The sequence below is a fragment of the Streptomyces sp. NPDC021100 genome, from assembly GCF_044333095.1.
Lineage (GTDB): Bacteria > Actinomycetota > Actinomycetes > Streptomycetales > Streptomycetaceae > Streptomyces.
In genome coordinates this window covers 82,853-105,641 of the sequence record NZ_JBIRQH010000008.1, presented here as the reverse complement: position 1 = coordinate 105,641, position 22,789 = coordinate 82,853, and the positions used below count along the sequence as shown (strand labels likewise).

At 72.5% G+C, this 22,789-nt stretch carries 18 protein-coding genes, 1 tRNA gene and 1 riboswitch; of the genes, 14 read left to right on the top strand and 5 right to left on the bottom strand.

Annotated features, from left to right (window positions below; all coding sequences use genetic code 11):
- Positions 1–115 precede the first annotated feature (115 nt).
- The 6 genes from ACH4PU_RS17345 to ACH4PU_RS17320 all read left to right on the top strand — a co-directional run bounded on the left by ACH4PU_RS17345 (position 116) and on the right by ACH4PU_RS17320 (position 6,679).
- On the top strand, positions 116–1,267 hold the full coding sequence (locus ACH4PU_RS17345) for a transglycosylase family protein (RefSeq protein ID WP_398272355.1): 1,152 nt from the start codon (positions 116–118) through the stop codon (positions 1,265–1,267).
- A 260-nt stretch (positions 1,268–1,527) separates the two neighbouring features.
- Positions 1,528–1,707: riboswitch (cyclic di-AMP (ydaO/yuaA leader) on the top strand.
- A 4-nt stretch (positions 1,708–1,711) separates the two neighbouring features.
- The gene (locus ACH4PU_RS17340) at positions 1,712–2,452 is read left to right on the top strand and encodes a transglycosylase family protein (RefSeq protein WP_398272353.1); all 741 of its coding nucleotides are present in this window, start codon (positions 1,712–1,714) and stop codon (positions 2,450–2,452) included.
- Between the two features lie 751 nt (positions 2,453–3,203).
- The gene (gene eno, locus ACH4PU_RS17335) at positions 3,204–4,487 is read left to right on the top strand and encodes a phosphopyruvate hydratase (protein WP_398272350.1); all 1,284 of its coding nucleotides are present in this window, start codon (positions 3,204–3,206) and stop codon (positions 4,485–4,487) included.
- A gap of 137 nt (positions 4,488–4,624) precedes the next feature.
- Positions 4,625–5,092 carry a septum formation initiator family protein gene (locus ACH4PU_RS17330; protein WP_398272347.1) on the top strand — a complete coding sequence of 156 codons (468 nt, stop codon included), beginning with the start codon at positions 4,625–4,627 and terminating at the stop codon, positions 5,090–5,092.
- Positions 5,093–5,144: 52 nt separating this feature from the next.
- Positions 5,145–5,696: a DUF501 domain-containing protein gene (locus ACH4PU_RS17325; protein WP_398272345.1), complete on the top strand. Its 552-nt coding sequence runs from the start codon at positions 5,145–5,147 to the stop codon at positions 5,694–5,696.
- 11 nt (positions 5,697–5,707) lie between these two features.
- Positions 5,708–6,679, top strand: a complete 972-nt coding sequence (locus ACH4PU_RS17320) for an exopolyphosphatase (RefSeq protein WP_398272343.1) — start codon at positions 5,708–5,710, stop codon at positions 6,677–6,679.
- Between the two features lie 115 nt (positions 6,680–6,794).
- On the opposite strand, the gene ACH4PU_RS17315 is transcribed toward ACH4PU_RS17320, so the two are convergent.
- Complete coding sequence (locus tag ACH4PU_RS17315; RefSeq protein ID WP_398272341.1) at positions 6,795–6,992, bottom strand: hypothetical protein; 198 nt, start codon at positions 6,990–6,992, stop codon at positions 6,795–6,797.
- Between the two features lie 304 nt (positions 6,993–7,296).
- A complete protein-coding gene (locus ACH4PU_RS17310) occupies positions 7,297–7,623 on the bottom strand; it encodes a hypothetical protein (RefSeq protein WP_398272338.1) in 327 nt (108 codons plus the stop codon).
- Between the two features lie 127 nt (positions 7,624–7,750).
- Here ACH4PU_RS17310 and ACH4PU_RS17305 point away from each other — a divergent pair, with 127 nt between their 5' ends.
- From ACH4PU_RS17305 to ACH4PU_RS17295, 3 genes are all read left to right on the top strand, one after another.
- On the top strand, positions 7,751–9,103 hold the full coding sequence (locus ACH4PU_RS17305; RefSeq protein WP_398272336.1) for a transcriptional regulator: 1,353 nt from the start codon (positions 7,751–7,753) through the stop codon (positions 9,101–9,103).
- Positions 9,104–9,773: 670 nt separating this feature from the next.
- Positions 9,774–11,156: an NAD(P)/FAD-dependent oxidoreductase gene (locus ACH4PU_RS17300; protein ID WP_398272334.1), complete on the top strand. Its 1,383-nt coding sequence runs from the start codon at positions 9,774–9,776 to the stop codon at positions 11,154–11,156.
- Between the two features lie 357 nt (positions 11,157–11,513).
- The gene (locus ACH4PU_RS17295; RefSeq protein WP_398272331.1) at positions 11,514–12,824 is read left to right on the top strand and encodes a class I SAM-dependent methyltransferase; all 1,311 of its coding nucleotides are present in this window, start codon (positions 11,514–11,516) and stop codon (positions 12,822–12,824) included.
- Positions 12,825–12,910: 86 nt separating this feature from the next.
- Here ACH4PU_RS17295 and ACH4PU_RS17290 read toward each other — a convergent pair whose 3' ends face one another.
- Together ACH4PU_RS17290 and ACH4PU_RS17285 are read right to left on the bottom strand one after the other, a co-directional pair.
- Positions 12,911–15,427 (bottom strand): ABC transporter permease, encoded by a 2,517-nt coding sequence (locus ACH4PU_RS17290; protein ID WP_398272329.1) that lies wholly within the window; start codon positions 15,425–15,427, stop codon positions 12,911–12,913.
- Between the two features lie 74 nt (positions 15,428–15,501).
- Positions 15,502–16,284 (bottom strand): ABC transporter ATP-binding protein, encoded by a 783-nt coding sequence (locus tag ACH4PU_RS17285; protein WP_185942694.1) that lies wholly within the window; start codon positions 16,282–16,284, stop codon positions 15,502–15,504.
- A gap of 448 nt (positions 16,285–16,732) precedes the next feature.
- On the opposite strand from ACH4PU_RS17285, the gene ACH4PU_RS17280 reads away from it, so the two are divergent.
- Positions 16,733–16,815 (top strand) — tRNA-Leu (locus ACH4PU_RS17280).
- Between the two features lie 137 nt (positions 16,816–16,952).
- Here the strand turns inward: ACH4PU_RS17280 and ACH4PU_RS17275 are convergent.
- Positions 16,953–17,555 (bottom strand): TetR/AcrR family transcriptional regulator, encoded by a 603-nt coding sequence (locus ACH4PU_RS17275; RefSeq protein WP_185942695.1) that lies wholly within the window; start codon positions 17,553–17,555, stop codon positions 16,953–16,955.
- A gap of 374 nt (positions 17,556–17,929) precedes the next feature.
- Here ACH4PU_RS17275 and ACH4PU_RS17270 point away from each other — a divergent pair, with 374 nt between their 5' ends.
- From ACH4PU_RS17270 to ACH4PU_RS17255, 4 genes are all read left to right on the top strand, one after another.
- Positions 17,930–18,952, top strand: a complete 1,023-nt coding sequence (locus ACH4PU_RS17270; protein ID WP_398272325.1) for a fumarylacetoacetate hydrolase family protein — start codon at positions 17,930–17,932, stop codon at positions 18,950–18,952.
- Positions 18,949–20,184: a thiolase family protein gene (locus ACH4PU_RS17265; RefSeq protein WP_398272323.1), complete on the top strand. Its 1,236-nt coding sequence runs from the start codon at positions 18,949–18,951 to the stop codon at positions 20,182–20,184. Before ACH4PU_RS17270 ends, ACH4PU_RS17265 begins: the two co-directional genes overlap by 4 nt.
- An 80-nt stretch (positions 20,185–20,264) precedes the next feature.
- Positions 20,265–21,908, top strand: a complete 1,644-nt coding sequence (locus ACH4PU_RS17260) for a class I adenylate-forming enzyme family protein (protein ID WP_398272320.1) — start codon at positions 20,265–20,267, stop codon at positions 21,906–21,908.
- Positions 21,905–22,705: a cyclase family protein gene (locus tag ACH4PU_RS17255; RefSeq protein ID WP_398272318.1), complete on the top strand. Its 801-nt coding sequence runs from the start codon at positions 21,905–21,907 to the stop codon at positions 22,703–22,705. Before ACH4PU_RS17260 ends, ACH4PU_RS17255 begins: the two co-directional genes overlap by 4 nt.
- Positions 22,706–22,789: the final 84 nt, after the last annotated feature.

Here is a 22,789-nt window from a genome sequence, read left to right as displayed (position 1 = left end):
GATCGCGGTGGGTTGTGGCGCCTGAGGGCCGTGGCTATCTTCTGCCGTCATATTCAGCAGCCACACGATCGGCGGCGGTCAGCAGCCGGTCGGCAGCAATATGAGAGGTGATCGCATGCTCTCCGGGAAAGGCCGACATCGCCGTCCCCGTCAACTGCCCGCCGTGGTCGTCGCCGCGGGCGTGACGGGCGCCGGGATCGCCATGCCCCTGCTCGGTGCCACCACCGCCGACGCCGCGGACGCCCCCACCTGGGACCGCGTCGCCCAGTGCGAGAGCGGCGGCCTGTGGAGCGCGGACACGGGCAACGGGTTCTACGGCGGACTGCAGCTCACCCCCGACATGTGGAAGCAGTACGGCGGAACGGAGTTCGCGCCGCGCCCCGACCAGGCCAGCCGCGCCCAGCAGATCGCCGTCGCCCAGCGGATCCTCGAAGCCCGCGGCCCGTACGCCTGGCCCGCCTGCGCGGTGAAGTCCGACCTGGCCAAGGACGGCCGTGCGCCGGAGGTCAACCCGGGCATGCCGCACGACGCGGTCGAGGGGTCGTCGCACGCGCCGGCTTCCGGGACGTCCGGGAAGACCGACTCCGACCGGTCGCGGGACACGTCGTCCGACAAGGCCGACGGCAAGACCGAGGGCACGACCGACAAGAAGGCCGACGGGAAGTCGTCCGACAAGGCCTCCGGGAAGACGTCGGACACCTCCGCCGGGAAGGACGCCTCCTCCGAGCGGCCGACGACCGGCGACAAGGGCGGGAAGGCCGGCGAGCACGGCACCACCGGCAACTCCGGTACCACCGATGCCTCCGGTAAGCCGGGCCGGCCGGAGAAGCCGTCCGGTGACGACCGCGACACGTCCACCGGCTCGTCCGCCGGCGGCAAGCACCGCAAGCCGGCCGGTGACGCCACGGACACCGCGGCCGACGGGCAGAAGACCGGCCGGGACGGCGGCGCTGACTCCGGAACGTCCGCCTCCGGCACGACGGATGAGCGCACGAGCGCCGGCGCGGACGACGCCGGCACCGGCAAGCACCGCGCGGAGCCGTCCGGTTCCGGCGGGGAACGCGCCTCGCGCGGCGCCGAGCGCGGGCGCGCGGACGCGTCCGCCGTGCACGACTACACCGTGCGCCCCGGTGACAACCTGTCAGAGATCGCGGAGCAGCACCGGGTCGAGGGCGGCTGGCACCGCGTGTACCAGGACAACAAAAAGGTCGTCGGGGGCGATCCGGACCTTATTCACCCCGGTCAGCAGCTCGAACTGAAGAAGTAGCGGGGAAGTTCGCGTCGAATGTCCGTTCCGGATGAAAGTGAGACATGGGTCTCGTTGACATCCGCGCGGAGACGGCTCGTCAGAAACCCGTGAAACCACCTTCACCTGCGGAAACAGTGGGTTCCCCGGGGTGGGTGGAGCAGACGGTGGCTGAAAAGGAGGGTTTGAACCCGTCGGCCGTCTGTGCTTACCGTCGTCATCGCTCGCCATCGCGAGCACCACGGTCGTCACGCCGAATCCTGCCGGCGGCCGGGGGAGTCGTCGCGCAAGCGCCGTAGGCAGGAGCGGGGGAACCACGGTAGGTCGCCGGAACGGTTCATCGGTCAACGACCGACGTACCGGAACGGCTTGGGGTGAAGCCTGGTGAGCGCAAGCCACCGGGCCGGGCAACTCACGCCCGAACCCGACAGCTCACCTCGTAGGCGCCGGTGAGGAAACCGAGTCATGTCCAAGGGCAAGCACCGTCGTCCGAACAAGGCCGTCCGCATCGCCACGCTCGCGGGTGTCACCGGCGCCGCAGTCGCCGCCCCGCTGATGATGGCCACGTCCGCCCACGCCGCCTCCGTGCAGACCTGGGACCGCGTGGCCCAGTGCGAGTCCGGCGGCAACTGGTCGATCAACACCGGCAACGGCTACTACGGCGGCCTGCAGTTCTCGCAGTCCTCGTGGGCGGCCATGGGCGGTACCCAGTACGCTCCGCGCGCCGACCTCGCCAGCAAGGGCCAGCAGATCCTGGTCGCCGAGAAGCTGCTCGCCGCCCAGGGCCCCGGCGCCTGGGGCTGCGCCGGCGAGGGCGGCCTGACCCGCGGTGGCGGTTCCCCGGACGTCGACACCTCCGGCTCCGGCAAGGTCGTCTCCAAGTCGGCCTCCGGCCAGCGTGCGACGGGCCAGAGCCACGCCGACCGCAGCGAGCGCAAGGCGGCGCCGAAGCACGCCGCTCCGCAGCGGGAGGCCGACGAGGCCCCGGCCGCGCCGGCCGCCAAGCCGGCCGCGCCGAAGCACGCCGCGCCGAAGACCGTCAAGATGGGCGACGGGGAGTACCAGGTCAAGGAAGGCGACACCCTCGCCAAGATCGCCGAGGCCAAGAAGGTCAAGGGCGGCTGGGAGAAGCTCTACGACCGCAACAAGGACGTCGTGGAGAGCGCCGACCTCATCTTCCCCGGCCAGAAGCTGCACCTCAGCTGAGGCTGAGGGGTCTTCCGGGGGCGTGTGCCGTACGCGGCCGGGCCCCCGGCCGAGGCCCTGACCGGGGCCCCGCGGCCGGGCGGCGCGTACCGCCGCCCGTACCGCCGGCGTTCCCGGTGCGGCACCCGACCACCGGCCCGGGCCCCCTTCCCGGGCCGCAGCGGAACCGCCCCGCTCTGATGCGATCGATCCCCCCCCGAGCCGCATCGGAGCGGGGCTTCGCCGTGCCCGGGCGCGCGTCGGGTCCGGTGCGCGTCAGGCCGGGGCGCGGACCGCGTTCCGGGGCGCGAAGGCGTGCTCGGGCGCGGGCCGTTCCGGGGCGCGACTGTTCCCGGAGGCATACCGTTCCGAGGCGCGAAACGCCCCGGGCGCGTACCGTTCCGAGGCGCGGGGGCACTGTCGGACGCGCACCCTCCCGGGCCGTGAACCGCTCCCGAGCGCGCGCCGTTTCCGCGCGCCCGGCGGCCGCCCCGCGCGCCGGCCGCCCCACCCGGCCCCACCCGGCCACGTACGGATGCGCCTCCCCCGCCCCGCCCGGTCCCGCCCGCCGTCCGGTTCCCGAATCGGTTCCGCACCGGGTTCCCGCACCGGTTCCCCCTTGAGCGAACAGCTCGCCCATTCGCCCTTGATCTCGGCGTTTGTGCCATTTTTCCGGCGGGGTGGCGCTCCGGGGGCGGGTGGACCCTCCGGCGCCCGTTAGGCTCGTGCTGCAGAACGCTGGAGTACCCAGACACACACGAAGGAGACCCTCGTGCCGTCCATCGACGTCGTCGTAGCTCGCGAGATCCTCGACTCGCGAGGCAACCCCACGGTCGAGGTCGAGGTCGGCCTCGACGACGGCTCCACCGGCCGCGCCGCCGTGCCGTCCGGTGCCTCGACCGGTGCCTTCGAGGCCATCGAGCTCCGCGACGGGGACAAGAACCGCTACCTGGGCAAGGGCGTCGAGAAGGCCGTGCTGGCCGTCATCGAGCAGATCGGCCCGGAGCTCGTCGGCTACGACGCCACCGAGCAGCGCCTGATCGACCAGGCCATGTTCGACCTGGACGCCACCGACAACAAGGGCTCCCTGGGCGCCAACGCCATCCTGGGCGTCTCCCTGGCCGTCGCGCACGCCGCCTCCGAGGCGTCGGACCTCCCCCTCTTCCGCTACCTCGGCGGCCCGAACGCGCACCTGCTGCCCGTTCCGATGATGAACATCCTGAACGGCGGCTCGCACGCCGACTCCAACGTGGACATCCAGGAGTTCATGATCGCGCCGATCGGCGCCGAGTCCTTCTCCGAGGCGCTGCGCTGGGGCACCGAGGTCTACCACACCCTCAAGGCCGTGCTGAAGGCCAAGGGCCTGTCCACCGGCCTGGGCGACGAGGGCGGCTTCGCCCCGAACCTCGGCTCCAACCGCGAGGCCCTCGACCTCATCCTCGAGGCCATCAAGCAGGCCGGCTACACCCCCGGCCAGGACATCGCGCTCGCGCTCGACGTCGCCGCGTCCGAGTTCTACAAGGACGGCGTCTACACCTTCGAGGGCAAGAGCCGTACCGCCGCCGAGATGACCGACTACTACGCCGAGCTGGTCGAGGCGTACCCGCTGGTCTCCATCGAGGACCCGCTGTTCGAGGACGACTGGGACGGCTGGCAGACCATCACCGAGCGCCTCGGTGACGCGGTCCAGCTCGTCGGTGACGACCTGTTCGTCACCAACCCCGAGCGCCTCGCCCGCGGCATCGAGGAGGGCGCCGCCAACGCCCTGCTGGTCAAGGTCAACCAGATCGGTTCGCTGACCGAGACCCTGGACGCCGTCGAGCTGGCCCAGCGCAGCGGCTTCAAGTGCATGATGTCCCACCGCTCCGGCGAGACCGAGGACGTCACCATCGCCGACCTGGCCGTCGCCACCAACTGCGGCCAGATCAAGACCGGTGCCCCGGCCCGCTCCGAGCGCGTCGCCAAGTACAACCAGCTGCTGCGCATCGAGGAGATCCTCGACGACGCCGCGGTGTACGCCGGCCGCAGCGCGTTCCCGCGCTTCCGCCAGGGCTGAGCCGCACCTGGCAGTGCGCGTGCGAGGCTGACAAAGCCTCACGCCTCACCCCGTCCCCGGCCACGGTCCCGTACCGTGGCCGGGGACGGTTTTGGCATGCGTTCCGGCTTCGGTGAAGCCGGCAGCGGGGAGGCGATGTGGCGGCGGAACGGTTCTCCACCGCGACCAGGCTCAAGGCGATCGGCTCGGTCCTGGTCCAGGGGCCGGACGCCCGGGGCCGGCGCACCCGTCCGCCGCGGCGCAGCCGGCTCACCGGCCGCGCGGCGCTGCTGGCGCTCGTCGTCTGCTCGCTGATCGTCGCCCTGGCCTACCCCATGCGCCAGTGGGTCACCCAGCGTTCGGACATCGACGACCAGCGGAACCGCTCCGAGCAGGCGAAGGAGCAGGTGAAGCGGTTGCGCGAGGAGAAGGCGCGGCTGGAGGACCCGGCGTACGTGGAGCGGCTGGCGCGCGAGCACCTGCACTACGTCCGGCCCGGCGAGACCGGCTACACGGTGGTGGACGGCAGCGGCAACGCCCGGCACCGCCGCGACCAGGGCGCCGCCGACCGGCCGTGGTACGTCAACCTCTGGGACGGCGTGGACACGTCGGACGCCCACCGCTGACGCGCTCTCCCCCCGCCTTTCCGACCCCCGACCCTCCGACACGAGCGAGCACATGGACACCCCTCCTCCCCAGACCGAGCCCACCCAGCCCACCGACGCGGACATCGCCGCGTTCAAGGAGCAGCTCGGCCGCCCCCCGCGCGGCCTGCGGGCGATCGCCCACCGCTGCCCCTGCGGCAACCCGGACGTCGTCGAGACCGCGCCGCGGCTGGAGGACGGCACGCCGTTCCCGACGCTGTACTACCTGACGTGCCCCCGCGCGGCCTCCGCCATCGGCACGCTGGAGGCCGAGGGCGTGATGAAGGAGATGAGCGCCCGGCTGCAGAGCGACCCGGAGCTGGCCGCCGCGTACCGCGCCGCGCACGAGGACTACATCCGCCGGCGGGACGCGATCGAGGTGCTGGAGGGCTTCCCCAGCGCGGGCGGCATGCCGGACCGGGTGAAGTGCCTGCACGTGCTGGTGGGGCACTCGCTGGCGGCCGGTCCCGGCGTCAACCCGCTGGGTGACGAGACGATCGCGATGCTGCCGGAGTGGTGGCGCAAGGGGCCGTGCGTGACGCCGTGCGGCGCGCAGTCGTCCGACACCTCCGACACGGCGGAATGAGAGGAGCACCTATGACCCGCGTTGCCGCGATCGACTGCGGTACGAACTCGATCCGACTGCTCGTCGCCGACCTCGACCCCGCCACGGGCGGGTTCAAGGAGCTCGACCGGCGGATGACGATCGTCCGGCTCGGCCAGGGCGTGGACCGCACGGGCCGGTTCGCGCCGGAGGCGCTGGAGCGGACGTTCGCCGCGTGCCGGGAGTACGCCGAGGTGATCCGGGCGCACGGCGCGGAGCGCGTGCGGTTCGTCGCCACCTCCGCGTCCCGGGACGTGAAGAACCGAGCGGAGTTCGTGGCCGGCGTCGTGGACATCCTGGGCGTCGAGCCCGAGGTGATCACGGGTGACCTGGAGGCGGAGTTCTCCTTCACCGGTGCCACCAAGGAGCTCACGGGCCGCACCGACCTCGACCGTCCCTTCCTCGTCGTGGACATCGGCGGCGGTTCGACGGAGTTCGTCGTCGGCGACGACCGGGTACGGGCGGCGCGCAGCGTGGACGTCGGGTGCGTACGGATGACGGAACGACATCTCGTCGCGGATGGGGTGGTCGTGGACCCGCCGTCGCCCGAGCGGATCGCCGCCATACGGGCCGACGTCGAGGCCGCCCTCGACCTCGCCGAGCAGACGGTCCCGCTGCGCGAGGCCCGCACGCTCGTCGGCCTGGCCGGCTCGGTCACCACGGTGGCGGCCATCGCCCTCGGCCTCCCCGAGTACGACTCGACGGCCATCCACCACGCGCGGATCCCGCTGGCCCGAGTCCGCGAGGTCACCTCCCGCCTCCTCACCTCCACCCACGAGGAGCGCGCCGCGATTCCGGTGCTGCACCCGGGGCGGGTGGACGTGATCGCGGCGGGGGCCCTGGTGCTTCAGTGTCTAATGGAGCGGATCGGGGCTGAGGATGTTGTGGTGAGCGAGCATGACATTCTGGACGGAATCGCCTGGAAGACGGCCGAGATGGCCGACGAGGCCGGTCGGCGGGACTGACCGGGCAGGACGGAGCCCGTAGGGCGAGGTCCCGGCACCATGCGGTTCCGGGACCCTTCCGCCGAGTGGCTCGACCGGCCGTCCGCGAGTAGGCGCAGTCCAGCCGTCTCCCTGATCACGCGTACTCGTCCGGCTCCCCTCCATGCTGTTCCTGCGGCCAGGCCACCCGGCAGTCCAGGCAGGTGAACCGCCACTGGTCCTGTAAGAGCTGCGGGTGCAGGGCTTTGTTCAGAATCACGTGGATGCCCCGGCACTTGACGCACTGGACCGGCGGCCTTTGCGGTACGTACGGGCGGTACGCGTCGGCGCTCACGGCCGGTAGTCAACCACCGGCGGGGGCCCGCCTTCCCGGGTTTCCGGAACATGCCCCGCTCGGTCGTCGGGCAACTTGGCGCGGCCCGGGCGCGGCCTCCGGCAGGTGCATGCCGGAGCGATGTAGTGCGCGCGTACCGCGGCGGGCAGGCCCGGGCCTGGGACATGGGGGACGGAGAAGAACGGGGAGACGGCTTGCGCCCAGGTCACGGGCGGAGGCATTGCGGCCGGGGGATGTTCGCCCTTACCGAGCCACGCCAGGAGTCGTCGCCACGCGCGCCTGAGGGGCGCGTCCGTCCGGCCGCTCACGCGTGCATCACCCGGGCGTGCCGGGTCAGAGCCACGACGAAGGCGCGGGCCGCGACCCATCGGCCTTCTGCGGCCGCCTTGTTGTACTCGACGCCCAACTGGGCGCAGATCGCGCACTTCATCGCGGTGGGTTCCACCCTGTTGGGTGCGGCTTCCCATTCGCGCCCGCCTGCAAGGGGGCGGAGCTGGTAGTTGGGGCCGACCTTGTCCATCACCATGCCGGTGCGGTCTTTCGCGCGGTCGTGCACCACCTTGCCGATCAATGCTTCGGACCGGCGGCGGGTGGCGGCGTTTCCGCTGTTGTCGGCGGCGGGTTGCGTCAACGAGGGCTCCTCTACTGCGAGGTGGTTCCTGTCGCATAGGCAACCTCGGCGGGCCGTACGGCGGTACCGTCGGAAGGGGTGTCGAAGGCTGTCGTTTCACGGCCGTGGACGCGGAAGGCGGGCGGGGATGGGGTTGCCGAACGTCAGGTTGGGCGAGTGGCTGGAGCGTTCGGGGATGAGCCGCGGGGAACTCGCCCGGCGGGTCAGGGCGAAAGCGGTCGAACGGAAGCAACCGCACATCGCTCCGGACGCGACGGGGGTGCGCCGGTGGATCGGGGGAGAGCGGCCTCGGCGCCCCGTCCCCGAGATCCTGGCAGGAGTGTTCTCGGATCATTTCGGGTACCGGGTCACGACCTATGACATCGGGCTCGGCGACAGTACGACCGCTGACGACGCTCTCGTGTACAACGCCTCGTACACGGATACGGTTGAGACCGTCGCCGACTTGGGGAGGGCCGACGTGGATCGACGCAGTTTCCTCGCCGCCGCACCGTTCGCGGCCGTAGCAGGGCTCGGGCCGTCCCGGGAGTGGTTGCTGAACACGCTGGACCGGGCGCCGAAGGCGGGCCCCAAGGTGCGGTTGGAGGACGTCGGCGCCGTCAAGAACATGTTCACCACGTTCCAGCGGATGGACATTTTCCAGGGCGGCGGATCCGGTCGGCTGATGCTGGCCGAGTACATGAACCAGCACGTCTACCCGCTGCTCCGCCGCGCGCACGCCGAGGGCGTGCGGCAGGCCCTGTGCGAGGCGGCGGCCGAGCAGACGTACCTGCTCGGCTGGATGGCGTACGACAACGGCGAGCACGGCACCGCTCAGCGCTACCTCATCCAGTCGCTCAGGCTCGCCGACGAGTCGAAGAACGTCGCGCTCGGTGCGCATGTCCTCGCCGGCATGGCAGACCAGGCGACGCTGCTCGGCAATCCCGCCGAGGGCCGTCGGCTGGCGCAGGCCGGGCGGCACGGGCTCGCCAAGGCGGCCTCGCCCGCCTGCCTCGCCGACCTGTGGTGCCTTGAGGGGCGGGCCTTGGCGCTGCTCGGTGACCGGGCGGGGGCCGTACGCGCCGTCGCGGAGTCGGAGCGCGCCTACGAGCGGGTGCGGCTCGTGGACGAACCGGCCTGGGCCGCCTTCATCGATCCCGCCTATCTGCACGGCGAGCACGCCAACACCCTGCGCGACCTGGGCGATTCCGGTGGCGCTGCGGAGCACGCCCGTCATTCGATCGACTTCGCCAAGAAGCAGAAGCGAGCCCGGCGCGGAGCGATGTCCCACGCCGCGCTCGCCGCCTCGCACCTCCAACGCCGGGACCTCGACTCGGCCTACGCGGCCGGGCTCCGGACGCTCGCGTTGACGAAACAGGTCAAGTCGTCTCGCGCCGTCGAAGCCGTGACGGACCTGCAGGCGCGCATGCGGCCGTTCGGCAGGAGCCGTCTGGTGGCGGACTTCGACGAGCGTGCGCGCGAGCTGGTCGCCGCGGCGTAAGGCTGCGGCGTCAGTACGGCCGCCGGGGCCGGCCGGTCGCGCTTGATCCACGAGGGCGTGCCTCGCCCACGCCTGCGCCGGTGAGGGCGAAGCCGGAGCGGCGCTTGGCGTCGTCCGGGACGCTGCGGAGATCGGGCGTCCGCATGCGTGGGGGGAGTTGCACGCGGTGGCGGGGCTGTTGCTACGGCGCGGGGCTCCCGAGGGGCGGGTGCTGGTGGATGTCCTGACGGGGCTGGACTGAGGGGTGGCGGCCGGCCTGGGGGGCTGTTACGGGTGTGGCTGGGCGTGCTGGAGTGAGCTGTTAGGGCGGGTCGTCGCTCGGCCGGGGAAAAAGTTCGTGAAATCCTTCACATGAAAATGAGGGACTGGAACGCTGGTCCAGTGCCGTTCGGCCCCCATCCGGGGCCGAACGGGCCCGGATGAGCGGGAACGGGCCTTCTCTGTCAGGTGAGAAGGAACGTTCAGGCAGGGCGGCGGAACCGAGTGGTCCAGTTGCGTTCCGGGTCGCAAGGCCAGCTCAGCGGGGGTGATCAACGCGTTTCGGGGGTCGGTGGTTCCCTGTGAGGGGTATGGCGTCGGTCACGTGGGCGGCGCAGTGTAGCAGACAGTGCCCCGCGTCTTGTGAAGGGGCGCACGAGCACCCCTTCGGGGTGTGCTGGATACTCGAATCATGAGCACCACGGAGCGTCCACGGATCCTCGTAGTAGGCGGTGGGTACGTCGGCCTGTATGCGGCGCGTCGCATCCTGAAGAAGATGCGATACGGCGAGGCGACCGTCACGGTCGTCGACCCGCGCTCGTACATGACGTACCAGCCCTTCCTCCCCGAAGCAGCGGCCGGCAGCATCTCGCCGCGTCACGTCGTGGTGCCGCTGCGACGTGTGCTCCCCAAGGCGGAGGTCCTCACCGGCCGCGTCACCACCATCGACCAGGACCGCAAGGTCGCCACGATCGCCCCGCTGGTGGGCGAGGCGTACGAGCTGCCCTTCGACTACCTGGTCATCGCGATGGGCGCGGTCTCCCGTACCTTCCCGATCCCCGGCCTCGCCGAGAACGGCATCGGCATGAAGGGCATCGAGGAGTCCATCGGCCTGCGCAACCACGTCCTGGAGCAGCTGGACAAGGCCGACTCGACCACCGACGAGGAGATCCGCCGCAAGGCGCTCACCTTCGTCTTCGTCGGCGGCGGCTTCGCCGGCGCCGAGACGATCGGTGAGGTCGAGGACATGGCCCGCGACGCGGCCAAGCACTACCGGAACGTGAAGCGCGAGGACATGCGCTTCATCCTGGTCGACGCCGCCGACAAGATCCTCCCCGAGGTCGGCCCCAAGCTCGGCCAGTACGGCAAGGAGCACCTGGAGAGCCGTGGGGTGGAGATCCACCTCTCGACGTCCATGGACTCCTGCGTCGACGGCCACGTCGTGCTCAAGAACGGCCTCGAGGTCGACGCCAACACCATCGTGTGGACGGCGGGCGTCAAGCCCAACCCGGCGCTGGCCCGCTTCGGCCTGCCGCTCGGCCCGCGCGGTCACGTGGACACCCAGGCGACCCTCCAGGTGCAGGGCACCGACTACATCTGGGCCGCGGGCGACAACGCCCAGGTGCCGGACATGGTCGGCCGCCGCGCCGGCAACGAGAACGCCTGGTGCCCGCCCAACGCCCAGCACGCGCTGCGCCAGGCCAAGGTCCTCGGCGACAACGTGATCTCCGGTATGCGGGGCTTCCCGCAGAAGGAGTACAGCCACGCCAACAAGGGTGCGGTCGCCGGTCTCGGCCTGCACAAGGGCGTCGCGATGATCGTCATGGGCAAGATGAAGATCAAGCTCAAGGGCCGTCTCGCCTGGTACATGCACCGCGGCTACCACGGTCTGGCCATGCCGACCTGGAACCGGAAGATCCGCATCTTCGCCGACTGGACGCTGGGCATGTTCCTCAAGCGCGAGGTCGTGTCGCTCGGTGCCATGGAGAACCCCCGCGAGGAGTTCTACGAGGCCGCCAAGCCCGCTCCGCAGCCGGCCGACGCGGTCCCGACCCAGAAGGCCAAGGCCGGCTGAGTCCCCCGCCGCGCGGCGCGCGGCGACCGCGGCTTCCGCGGCACACGCTCGAGGGCGTCCACCAAATCCGTGGGGTGGGCGCCCTTCGGCGTGCCCGCGCGCGCCCGGCCGCCCGCGCACGCCCGGTCATCCTCGCGAGCCGTCCCGCCCCCCGGGAGCCGTCCCGCGCGCGCCGCACGCACACCGCGCCCCCGCGAGCGCCCGGTGCTCGGCCGTCGTGGCGATTTTCCCTCCCCGGCGCGAACGTGACGCACTCCCGCAGGGAAGGACTACAGCACGGCTCGCCGGTGTTTAGGTGTCAGATGAATCCATTTCGTCGAACCTGACTCCTGACACCGCATCATGGAGGTGTGCGACATGGCCCAGGCCGCCCTAAGGCTCGCCGACCTCGCGGAACGGGTACTGGGGGCACCGCTCCCCATCCGCCTCCGCGCCTGGGACCGCAGCGAGGCGGGTCCGCCCGGTGGCCCGGTGCTCGTCGTCCGCAACCGCCGCGCCCTGCGCCGCCTGCTCTGGAAGCCGGGCGAGCTCGGCCTGGCCCGGGCCTGGGTGGCCGGGGACCTCGACGTCGAGGGCGACCTCTACGCGGCCCTCGACCTGCTCGCCGGGTCCCTCTGGGAGCGCGGTGAGGAACCCGCCCGCCGCTCCGGCCTCCGGGCGGCCCTGGACGCCCTCCGGGACCCGGATACCCGCGCGGCCGGCCGTGAGCTGCTGAAGCTCGCCGGGCCCTGGGCGCCGCCCGCGCCGCCCCCGGAGGAGGCCCGCAGGACGTCCGGCCGGCTGCACAGCCTCCGCCGCGACAAGCAGGCCATCAGCCACCACTACGACGTCGGCAACGCCTTCTACGAGCTCGTCCTCGGCCCATCGATGGTCTACTCCTGCGCCTACTGGGAGCCCGAGGGCACCCTGGAGGACGCCCAGCGCGCCAAGCTCGACCTCGTCTGCCGCAAGCTCGGCCTGGCCCCCGGCATGCGCCTGCTCGACGTCGGCTGCGGCTGGGGCTCGATGGCGCTGCACGCCGCCCGCGAGTACGGGGTGAGCGCGGTCGGCATCACCCTCTCCGAGGAGCAGGCCGGCTACGCCCGCAAGCGGATCGCCGAGGCGGGGCTGACGGACCGGGTGGAGATCCGCGTCCAGGACTACCGCGAGATCTCCGACGGGCCCTTCGACGCGATCTCCTCCATCGGCATGGCCGAGCACGTCGGCCGCGAGCGCTACGCCGAGTACGCGGCCGACCTGTACGCCCTGCTGCGGCCCGGCGGCCGGCTGCTCAACCACCAGATCGCCCGGCGGCCCCTGCTCGACGAAGAGGCGTACCAGGTCGACGAGTTCATCGGCCGCTACGTCTTCCCGGACGGCGAACTCGCGCCCGTCGGACGGACGGTCGCGCAGCTGGAGGAGGCCGGGTTCGAGGTCCGGGACGTGGAGGCGCTGCGCGAGCACTACGCGCTGACGCTCCGGCGCTGGGTGGCCAACCTGGAGGCGCACTGGACCGACGCCGTGCGGCTGACCTCGCCGGGGCGCGCCCGGGTGTGGCGGCTCTACATGGCCGCCTCGGCGCTGTCGTTCGAGCGCAACCGCATCGGCGTCAACCAGGTGCTCGCCGTACGGACTCCCGGATCCGGTGACCCGGGACTGCCGCTGCGCACCCGGGAGTGGCGGGCCTGACGACGCCGGAGGGCCCGGTTCCGTAGCGGAACCGGGCCCTCCGGGCGATCGGGGCCGTCAGTCGGCCCGGACGGCGGACAGCGCCGTCAGTCGGCCTTGATGGCGGACAGCATGTTCAGCCGCGCCGCCCGGCGGGCCGGCCAGAGCGCCGCCAGCACGCCGACCACGGCGGCCAGCAGCAGGAACAGGAGGATCCGGCCCCAGGGCAGGGCCATTTCGTAGGTGGCCATGCTGGTGGCGATCTGCTCGCCCGCGGCCCAGCCGAAGAAGACGCCGAGGACGATGCCCAGCACCCCGCCGAAGAGCGAGATGACCACCGACTCCAGGCGGACCATCCGCTTGATGCCGCTGCGGTCCAGGCCGATGGCCCGCAGCATGCCGATCTCCTGCCGGCGTTCGAAGACGGACATCGCGAGGGTGTTGACGACGCCCAGCACCGCGACGATCACCGCCATGGCGAGCAGGCCGTAGAGGATGTTCAGCATCATGCTGATCATCGACGCGACCTCGCGCGAGATGTCGTCCTTGTCCTGGACCTGGATGGCCGGGTTGTCGCCGAGGGCCTTCCGCAGTGACTTCTTGGCCGAGGCGCTCGCTCCCTTGTCGGTCTTGACCAGGACCTGGCGGTCGACGAGCTCGGGCATGTGCGGGGTCAGGGTCGGGTTGTCGACCATGATCCCCTTGAGCATGTCGTTGCCCTTGAAGATCCCGCCGACCGTCAACCGGCCCTTCTCGCCGTCCTCGTAGGTGACCTCGAAGGACGAACCGGCCTTCCAGTGGTGGCTCTTGGCCGTCGCGTCGTCCACGACCACCCGCTGCCGCTGGGACAGCGCCGCGTACGAGCCGGTCGAGAAGTCGACCCGGGTGAGCTTGCCGATGCTCGCGGCGTCCACGCCGGTCAGGTACTCGCTGTCGCCGTCGACGCGGGCGGGCGACTGCCGCAGGGAGCTGACGGCGGTGACGCCGGGCTGCGTCGCCAGTTTCCTGGCGATGTCGGGGGAGAGGTCGTGCATGTTGGCCATGACGACGACGTAGTCGGCCTTCAGCGAGTCGGCCGCCATCTTGTCGATGGCCTTCTGGACGCTGTTGCCGATGACCGTGAGGCCGGTGATCAGGGTGAGGCCGATCATCAGCGCGGAGGCGGTCGCGGCCGTGCGGCGCGGGTTGCGGACCGCGTTCTGGCCGGCGAGCTTGCCGGGCATCCCGAAGCGGCGGAGCACCGGTCCCAGGGCGGTGATCAGCGGGCGGGAGAGCAGCGGCGTCAGCACGAACACGCCGATGACCAGCAGGCCCGCGCCGATCCCCAGGCCGGACTTGTCGTTCGCCCCGGCGGAGACCGCGACGCCCGCGGCCGTGAGGAGCGCGCCGATGGTGTTGCGGACCACCAGGGACTTGGTGGTGGCCACCGCGTGGACGCTGTTCATGGCGGCCACCGGCGGGATCTTCGCGGCGCGCCGGCCCGGCAGCCAGGCGGCGAGCATGGTCACCAGGATGCCGACGGCGAGCGAGGAGACGATCGCCGACAGGGGGACGACGAGCGGACCGGCCGGCATGGCGTCGGAGGGCATCAGGGCCTTCATCCCGGCGCCGATCCCGATGCCGGCGAGCAGACCGGCGACGGCCGCGACCGCGCCCACGACGAACGCCTCGACGAGCACCGAGCGGGTCACCTGGCGGCGGCTGGCGCCGACCGCGCGGAGCAGGGCGAGCTCCTTGGTGCGCTGGGCGATCAGCATGGTGAAGGTGTTGGCGATGATGAAGATGCCGACGAACAGCGCTATTCCGGCGAAGGCCAGCAGGCCGGTCTTCACCCCGTCCATGCCCTGGGCGATCATCTCGGCCTCGTCGTCGGCCAGCTTCTTGCCGGTGGTGGCCTCGGCGTCGCGCGGCAGGATCTTGTCGACCTCCGCCTTGAGCCTGTCCTGGGACGTGCCGGGGGCGGCCTTGACGTCGATCTCGTTGAACCGGCCGGGCTTGGCGAAGAGCTTCTGGGCGGTGGCGGTGTCGAAGAGGGTGAGCGTGCCGCCGGCCGACACCTGGCCCTTGTCGGTGGTGAAGACACCGGTGATCTTCTGGCTGAGGACCGGGCCCCGGACGGACATCCGGACGGTGTCGCCGACCTTGAAGCCCGCGCGCTCGGCGGTCTTGGCGTCGACGGCGATCTCGCCGGCGCGCTGCGGCGCCCGGCCGGACGTCAGCGGGTAGCGGGCGTCCTTGCCGTCCTTGCCGGGGAAGTAGTTGGAGCCGGCGCGGGCGAAGCCCGAGCCCACCAGCTCGCCGTCCTTGCCCGCGAGGTAGGCCTGGCCGTCGACGCTGCCGGTGGCCGAGGCGGCGCCGGGCACCTTCGCGGCCTTGTCCAGCAGGCGCTGGGTGAGCATCGGGGGCTCGCCGGGCTTGCCCTTGTCGTCGTCGTCCTTGTGCGGCTGGACGGCGACGTCGACGCCGGCGAAGCCCTTCTGGCTGCTGTTCTGGAGGGCGGAGGAGAAGGTCTCGGTGAAGACGAGGGTGCCGGAGACGAAGGCCACGCCGAGCATCACGGCGAGGACGGTCATCAGCAGTCGGGCTTTGTGCGCGAGGACGTTGCGCAATGCGGTACGGAACATAGGTGGTCCTGGGCTCGGGTTGTCTGGTCGGCTGATGTCCGTTTCCGGCTGCCGGGTGTGGCTGCCGGAAGAGCTCAGCTGGTCCGGCCCTTGGCGTCGAACGCCTTCATGCGGTCCAGGACGGCGTCGGCGGTCGGCTCGTACATCTCGTCGACGATGCGGCCGTCGGCGAGGAAGACGACGCGGTTGGCGTAGGAGGCGGCGACCGGGTCGTGGGTGACCATGACGACGGTCTGGCCCAGTTCACGCACCGAGTTGCGGAGGAAGCCCAGGACCTCGGCGCCGGAGCGGGAGTCGAGGTTGCCGGTGGGCTCGTCGGCGAACATGATCTCGGGGCGCCCGGCGAGGGCGCGGGCGACGGCGACGCGCTGCTGCTGGCCGCCGGAGAGCTGGTTCGGCCGGTGCTTGAGCCGGCCGGAGAGACCGACGGTGTCCACGACGGTGTCCAGCCACTTCTGGTCGGGCTTGCGGCCGGCGATGTCCATCGGCAGCGTGATGTTCTCCAGGGCGTTGAGCGTGGGGAGCAGGTTGAACGCCTGGAAGATGAAGCCGATCTTGTCCCGGCGGAGCTGGGTCAGCTTCTTGTCGTTGAGCGCGGTGAGCTCGGTGTCCCCGATGCGGGCGGAGCCGCCGGAGACCGTGTCCAGCCCGGCCATGCAGTGCATCAGCGTCGACTTGCCCGAGCCCGAGGGCCCCATGATCGCGGTGAACTCGGCCCTGCGGAAGTCCACGGACACGGCGTCCAGGGCGACCACCTGGGTCTCGCCCTGGCCGTAGACCTTGGTGAGATCCGTGGCACGGGCCGCCACCTCGGCGGTGCGGACGGCGGTCGGGGCGCCGTAGGGGCTGGTGGTCACGGGGGACACTCCTGTCGGGACGCGGAACGGGACGTGATTCCATGGTCCTGTCCGCCTGCCCGGCCCGGATCAGACCAGGCTCCCGTTCGCGGGACCGTCTCCAGAGGTACGGGCGGGGGGCCGGGTCATCCTCCGGTATGAGGGCGCCGCCGAGGCCGCCCGCGCCGGAGCGGCCGGGCGGTGAGGGAACGGCTACGGAGCGGTGCGGGGGGAGTCGAGATTGCGACAATTCCGGGAGAGTGCCCGGGTGGGGTGGTGAACGGGATGGATCGGCCGCTGGCATGTGCCTATGGCGTCATTGCTGCACTGACAGCTCCTCAGTTGCCCATAAAATAAGACAACCTCTGGTCAGTGTTCCGCTGTTTGGGGGGCGCCACCCGGATAGGCTCATCCTGTTCTCCTCGAGGGAACCCGCGCGCGCGTCCGTGCACGCGTGGCCCGAGGGCCCGCCCGGATGGTGGAATGCAGACACGGCGAGCTTAAACCTCGCTGGCCCTTCGGGCCGTGCCGGTTCGAGTCCGGCTCCGGGCACATCCGCACGTTCACCGTTCGCCTGTGGGCGGGCGTGTGTGCCCGGCGACGGGCGGACCCCGGTCGTACGGCCGGGGTCCGCCCGTACGACCGGGGCCGTCGGTCGTCGGCCGTTGTGCTCCGGCGTCCCGCGTGCCTCAGCCGTCGGCGGCCGGTGCCGTCCCGCCCGCCAGCTCGAAGAGGGTCCTGAGGGCGGCGAACGCCTCCGCCCGGTCCACCAGGCCGTCGAGGCCGTGCAGCGTGTTCACACCCACACCGCTGCCGAAGACCAGCGAGGCCAGGCTCTTGGCGTCCGGCAGCCCCGGGGTGCCGGCGGTGATCCGCTCCAGGTAGCCGATCCAGACGCGGCGGGTCCCCTCGTACCCCCGCACATAAGCGTCGCGCAGCGGGCCCGGCCCGCCCATGACCTCCGGCAGGACCGTCGCGAACACCCGGCCGCAGGGCGCGTCCACCACCGTGAGGTGGGCGTCGAGCAGGGCGTCGAAGGTGAGCGGTCCGGTCTCCGGGAGCACCCGGCGGTACTCCTCCTCGGCGGCGTGGAACGCCTGCCCGATCACCTCGACGATCAGGCCCTCCTTGGAGCCGAAGTGCCAGGCGACCGAGCCGCGGCTGATGCCCGCGCGGTCGGCGACGGCCTGCACGGAGGCGGCCCGCGGGCCGCCCTCGGCGACCAGTTCCGTCGCCGCCTCCAGCAGCCGCCGGCGGCTCTCCCGGGCGGACTCCTCACGACGACCAGTCATGCGGTGATTGTTCCACGGGGGTTCGGGCGGTCGAAGGGGTAGGGATCCCTCCGTTTCCCGGCCGTTAGCCGACCGTTCTCCGTGGGGTGTCCGGAAAACCGATCCCCGCACACCACTTGACGGTCTGTGCCGGGCGTTCAACGATTGGACCACCGTCCAGTTTTCGCGGGTGAGCGGAGCCGGGGACCTTGAATGCCCTGGCGTACGGCGGCTCGCACCGCAGAAGTGGCGGGACACGTTCCGAGCCGCACGTCGCCGCACGTTCCCCGTACCGCTCTTCGCCGGCCGCGCGCCGGTCGATTCACGCCACCCCGGGCCTCCCCGTGTGCCCGTCCGTCCGCCCGGGACCCACCGACCGCACGATCGGAGCCGTCATGCGCCTGATCACGTTCGTAGGCAAGCACTCCGCCGGACCGCCTCCGCCGGGCCGGCCCCACGCCGGCGTCCTGCTGGGCGGCGACGCCCCGGACGGCGCCGTCCTCGACCTCACCGCCGCCGCGCCCGACGATCCGCGCCTCGCCTCCCTCCAGGCCCTGATCGAGTCCGGCGAGGCCGGCCTCGACCGGGTGCGGGAGCTGTGCGAACGGCCGCCCGGCGAGGCCGTACGGGACCGGGGCGACGTCCGGCCGCTGGCGCCGCTGCCCCGGCCGGTGCGGCTGCGCGACTGCGGGCTGTTCATCGCCCACCTGGAGAGCGGGCTGCGCGAACTGGCCCGGCGGCAGGCCGCGGCGGCGGACGACCCGGCCGCGGAGTTCGAGCGGCTGATGGCCAGCGGGAAGTTCGACCTGAGCCCGCTGTTCCGGGAGCGGGTCATGTACTACACGGCGGACCACCTGGCGGTGAGCGGGCCGGACGACGAGATCACCGCGCCCACCGGATCGCGCGAGCTCGACTTCGAACTGGAGTTCGCGGCGGTGGTGGGCCGGACCGGCCGGGACGTCAAGCCCGCCGACGCCCCCGCCCACATCTTCGGCTACACCGTCTTCAACGACTGGAGCGCCCGCGACCTCCAGGCCGTCCTCATGCGGGCCGGCGTCGGGCCGTGCGAGGGCAAGGACTTCGCCGGCTCCAACACCCTCGGCCCGTGCGTCGTGACCCGCGACGAGCTCACCGACCCGTACTCCCTGACCATGACCGCCCGGGTCAACGGCGAGGAGTGGTCGCGCGGCACGACCGACGGGATGGAGCACACCTTCGAGGACGCCGTGGTGCACCTCAGCCGGGACCGCGCGGTGCACGCCGGGGAGGTCATCGGCTCCGGAACCGTCCCGTCCGGCACCGGGTTCGACCTCGGGCGGCACCTGAGGGACGGGGACGTGGTCGAGTTGGAGGTCGAGGGCATCGGCGTGCTCCGCAACACCGTCCGGGTGCCCGCGCGGGACACGGGTGGGTCATGAGCGACGCGTACGTGCTCGGCGTCGGCCGCACGGCGTACGGCCGGTTCCCCGGCCTGACCGTCGGCGCGCTCGCGGGCGAGGCGCTCGCCCTGTGCCTGGCCGACGCCGGGGTGGAACCCGCCGCCGTGGACGCGGTGTTCTTCGCCAACGCCACCCAGGGCGCCCTGGAGGGGCAGCACTTGGTGCGCGGCCAGGTGGCGCTGCGCGACACGGGGGTGGCGGGCGTCCCGGTGTTCAACGTCGAGAACGCCTGCGCCTCCGGGACCGCCGCCGTCCACCTGGCGGCCACCGCCGTCCGGGCGGGGGAGGCGGACCTCGCCCTCGCCGTCGGCGCCGAGAAGATGTACGGCGCCGACGAGGAGCGGCTGGCCGCCGCCTTCCACGGCGGGCTCGACGTCGCCCGCTGGGAGGAGGGGCTCAAGGCGCTGCGGGAGGCGGCGGGGGCGGAGGCGGCCCCGCCGGGCCGGCGCTCGGTGTTCATGGACGTCTACGCCGCGCTCGCCGCCGACTACCGCCGCCGCCACCCCGGCCTCACCCCCCGGCGGCTCGCCGCCGTCACCGCCAAGAACCGGCGGCACGGCGCGCTCAACCCGCGGGCCGCCCGCCGCGAGGCCCTGACGGTGGACGAGGTGCTGGCCGCGCGGCCGATCGTCCCGCCGCTGACCCAGCCCATGTGCGCGCCCATCGGGGACGGCGCCGCGGCGGCCCTCGTCTGCTCGCCCGCCGCGGCCCGCCGGCTCGGCGCCGGCCGGGCGGTACGGATCCGGGCGAGCGTCGTCGCCTCCGGCACCGGCCGGACCCTCGACGAGGAGGCCCGCCGGATCACCCGCCTCGCCTCCGCCGCCGCGTACGAACGGGCCCATCTCGGACCGTCCGACGTCTCGCTCGCGGAGGTCCACGACGCCACCGCCATCGGCGAGGTGCTCCAGGTGGAGGCGCTGGGCCTGGTCCCGGACGGGGAGGGCGCGCACGCCGCCGAACGCGGCGAGACCGCCCTCGGCGGCCGGCTGCCGGTCAACACCTCCGGCGGTCTGGAGAGCAACGGCCATCCCGTCGGCGCCACCGGCGTCGGCCAGATCCACGAACTCGTCACCCAGCTCCGCGGCGAGGCGGGCGACCGCCAGGTCCCCGGCGCCCGCGTCGGCCTCGCCGAGAACGGCGGCGGCTTCCTGGACTTCGAGGAGGCCGCGGCGGCGGTGGTCGTCCTGGAGGCACCGGGGAGGCGGCTGTGAGGGGGGGAACGGCAGGGGAGGGAAGGGCGGCGCCGGGCGGCGGCGGGCCGGCGGGCGCCGGAACGGCCGGGGAGCGCGGGATGCCGGCGGGCGTCGCGGAGCCGACGGCGGGTGTCCGGACGGACGGCGACGTGCCGCGTGCCGGAGCACGCGAGCGGATCACCGGGTGCGTCAACGTCGCGCATCTGCTGTACCGGGCCGCCGCCGGGCAGCCGGACGCGCCCGCCGTGTGCGAAGGGGCGGACGTACTCAGGGACTACCGGGGGCTCGCCGGGCGGGCCGCCGCGATCGGCGAGGCGCTGCTCCGGGAGTACGGGCTGCGGGCCGGTGACCGGGTGGCGCTGGCCATGCGGAACACCCCGCGCTACCCGGAGGTGCTGTTCGGCGTCTGGTGGGCCGGGCTGGTGGCGGTGCCGATGAACGCCCGGCTGCACCCCCGGGAGTTCGCGCAGCTGGTGGAGGACTGCGGCGCGAGGGTCTGCGTCGCCACCGGGGAACTGCTCGATCCGCTGGGTGAACAGGGGCTCGGGCCGGCCGCCTTGGTGGCCGTCGACGAGCTCTCCTCGACCGCCGGGCGGCCGGGGCCGCCCGCCGATGTGGCGGACGACGCGCCGGCGTGGCTGTTCTACACCAGCGGCACCACCGGCCGGCCCAAGGGCGCCACCCTCACCCACGGCAACCTGCGGGCCGCCACCGACAGCGCGCTCGCCGACATCGGGGCCGGCGTCGAGGCGTCGATGCTGCACATCGCCCCGATGTCGCACGCCGGCGGCCTCTTCGGCCTCGCCCACGTGGCCCGCGCCCGGGCCCAGGTCTTCCCGCGCGGCGGCGCGGTCACCGCGGACACCCTGTCAGAGGCGCTGCGCGCGTTCGGCCCGGTGACGTTCTTCGCGGTGCCGACGATCCTGCGCCGCCTGCTCGACCCCGCCCTGCTGCCCGACGATCTCGTCCCGCGCGTGCACCGCATCCTCTACGGCGGCGCGCCGATGTACCGGGAGGACCTGGAGCGGGTCGTCGCCCGCTTCGGCGCCGGCCGGCTCTGGCAGGGCTACGGGCAGGGGGAGTCGCCCGGCACCATCACCCACCTGCGCCCGGAGGACCACGCCGGGGACGCCCCCGAGGCGCTGGGCCGCCGGCTGGCGAGCGTCGGCCGGGCGCGGACCGGCGTCGAGGTGCGGGTGGCGGACCCCGACGGGCGGGAGGTGCCGGCCGGGACGACCGGCGAGGTGCTGGTCCGCGGGGCCACCGTGATGTCCGGCTACTGGAACGCGCCGGAGGCCACCGCCCGTACCCTGCGCGGCGGCTGGCTGCACACCGGCGACCTGGGCCGGCTGGACGCCGACGGCTTCCTCACCCTCGTCGACCGGGCCAAGGACCTGGTCATCTCCGGGGGTTCCAACATCTACCCCCGCGAAGTGGAGGAGGTCCTGCTGCGCCACCCCGCCGTCGCCGAGGCCGCGGTGGTCGGCGCGCCGGACCCCGAGTGGGGGGAACTGCCCGTCGCCTTCGTGGTGCGGGCCGACGGCGGCGCGACCGCCGGACTCGACGCCGCCCTGGAGGCGCACTGCCTCGGCCGCATGGCCCGCTACAAGCGGCCCCGCCGCTTCCTGTTCGTGGCCGCGCTGCCCAAGAACAGCTACGGAAAGGTGCTCAAGACCGAACTGCGGGGGCTGATCGGCCGGCCCCCGGAAGCCGACAACCCGAGAGCTGGTACCGCGACATGAGCCGCATCGTCGACCTCACCTCCCCCATCGACCCCCGCGACCTCGACCTCGTCCCGGAGAGCATGCCGGACCTGGCGCTGGTCGTCGCCCCGCGCATGGACTACCACACGCACGACGAGTGGGGGCGGGACTTCATGGTCGCCTCCTTCGGCTGCGACCCGGACGACCTCCCCGGGCGCGAGGGCCCGGCCGGGGAGGTCATGCACGAGATCAGCACCCACTGCGGGACGCACGTGGACGCCCCGCTGCACAGCGGACGCATGTGCGAGGGCCGGCCGTCCCGGACGCTGAGCGACATCTCCCTGGAGGAGTTGTACCGGCCGGGCATGGTCCTCGACGTACGGGCCTGGGCGAAGCCGGGGGAGGCCATTCCGGTCGAGGCCCTGAAGCAGGCCATCGCGGCGACCGGGCGGGACGTCGAGCCGGGTGACGCGGTGCTCATCAGGACCGGGCAGGAGCGGTACCGGCTGGGCGAGCCGGAGTACTTCGCCTATCCGGGCATGTCGGGGGCGGGGACGCGGTACCTCACCGGGCTGGGGGCCACCGTCCTGGGGACGGACGCCATCGGGTGGGACCGGCCCATTCCGGCGATGCGGCGGGCTTTTCAGGAGACGCGCGACCCCGGGCACATCTGGGACGGGCATTACGCGATCCAGGACAAGGAGGCGTTCATCGTCCAGCAGTTGGTGAACCTCGGGGCGCTGCCGTTGAGTGGGTTCATGGTCGGGTTCTTCCCGCTGAAGCTCACGGGGACGAGTGCGGCTCCCGCGCGGGTGGTGGCGTTCGTGGAGGGGTGAGCCCCGGTCCCGCCCCTTCGCCGCTCGTCCTCAAACGCCGGACGGGCTACATAGCCCGTCCGGCGTCTGAGGACAGCGCCCGTA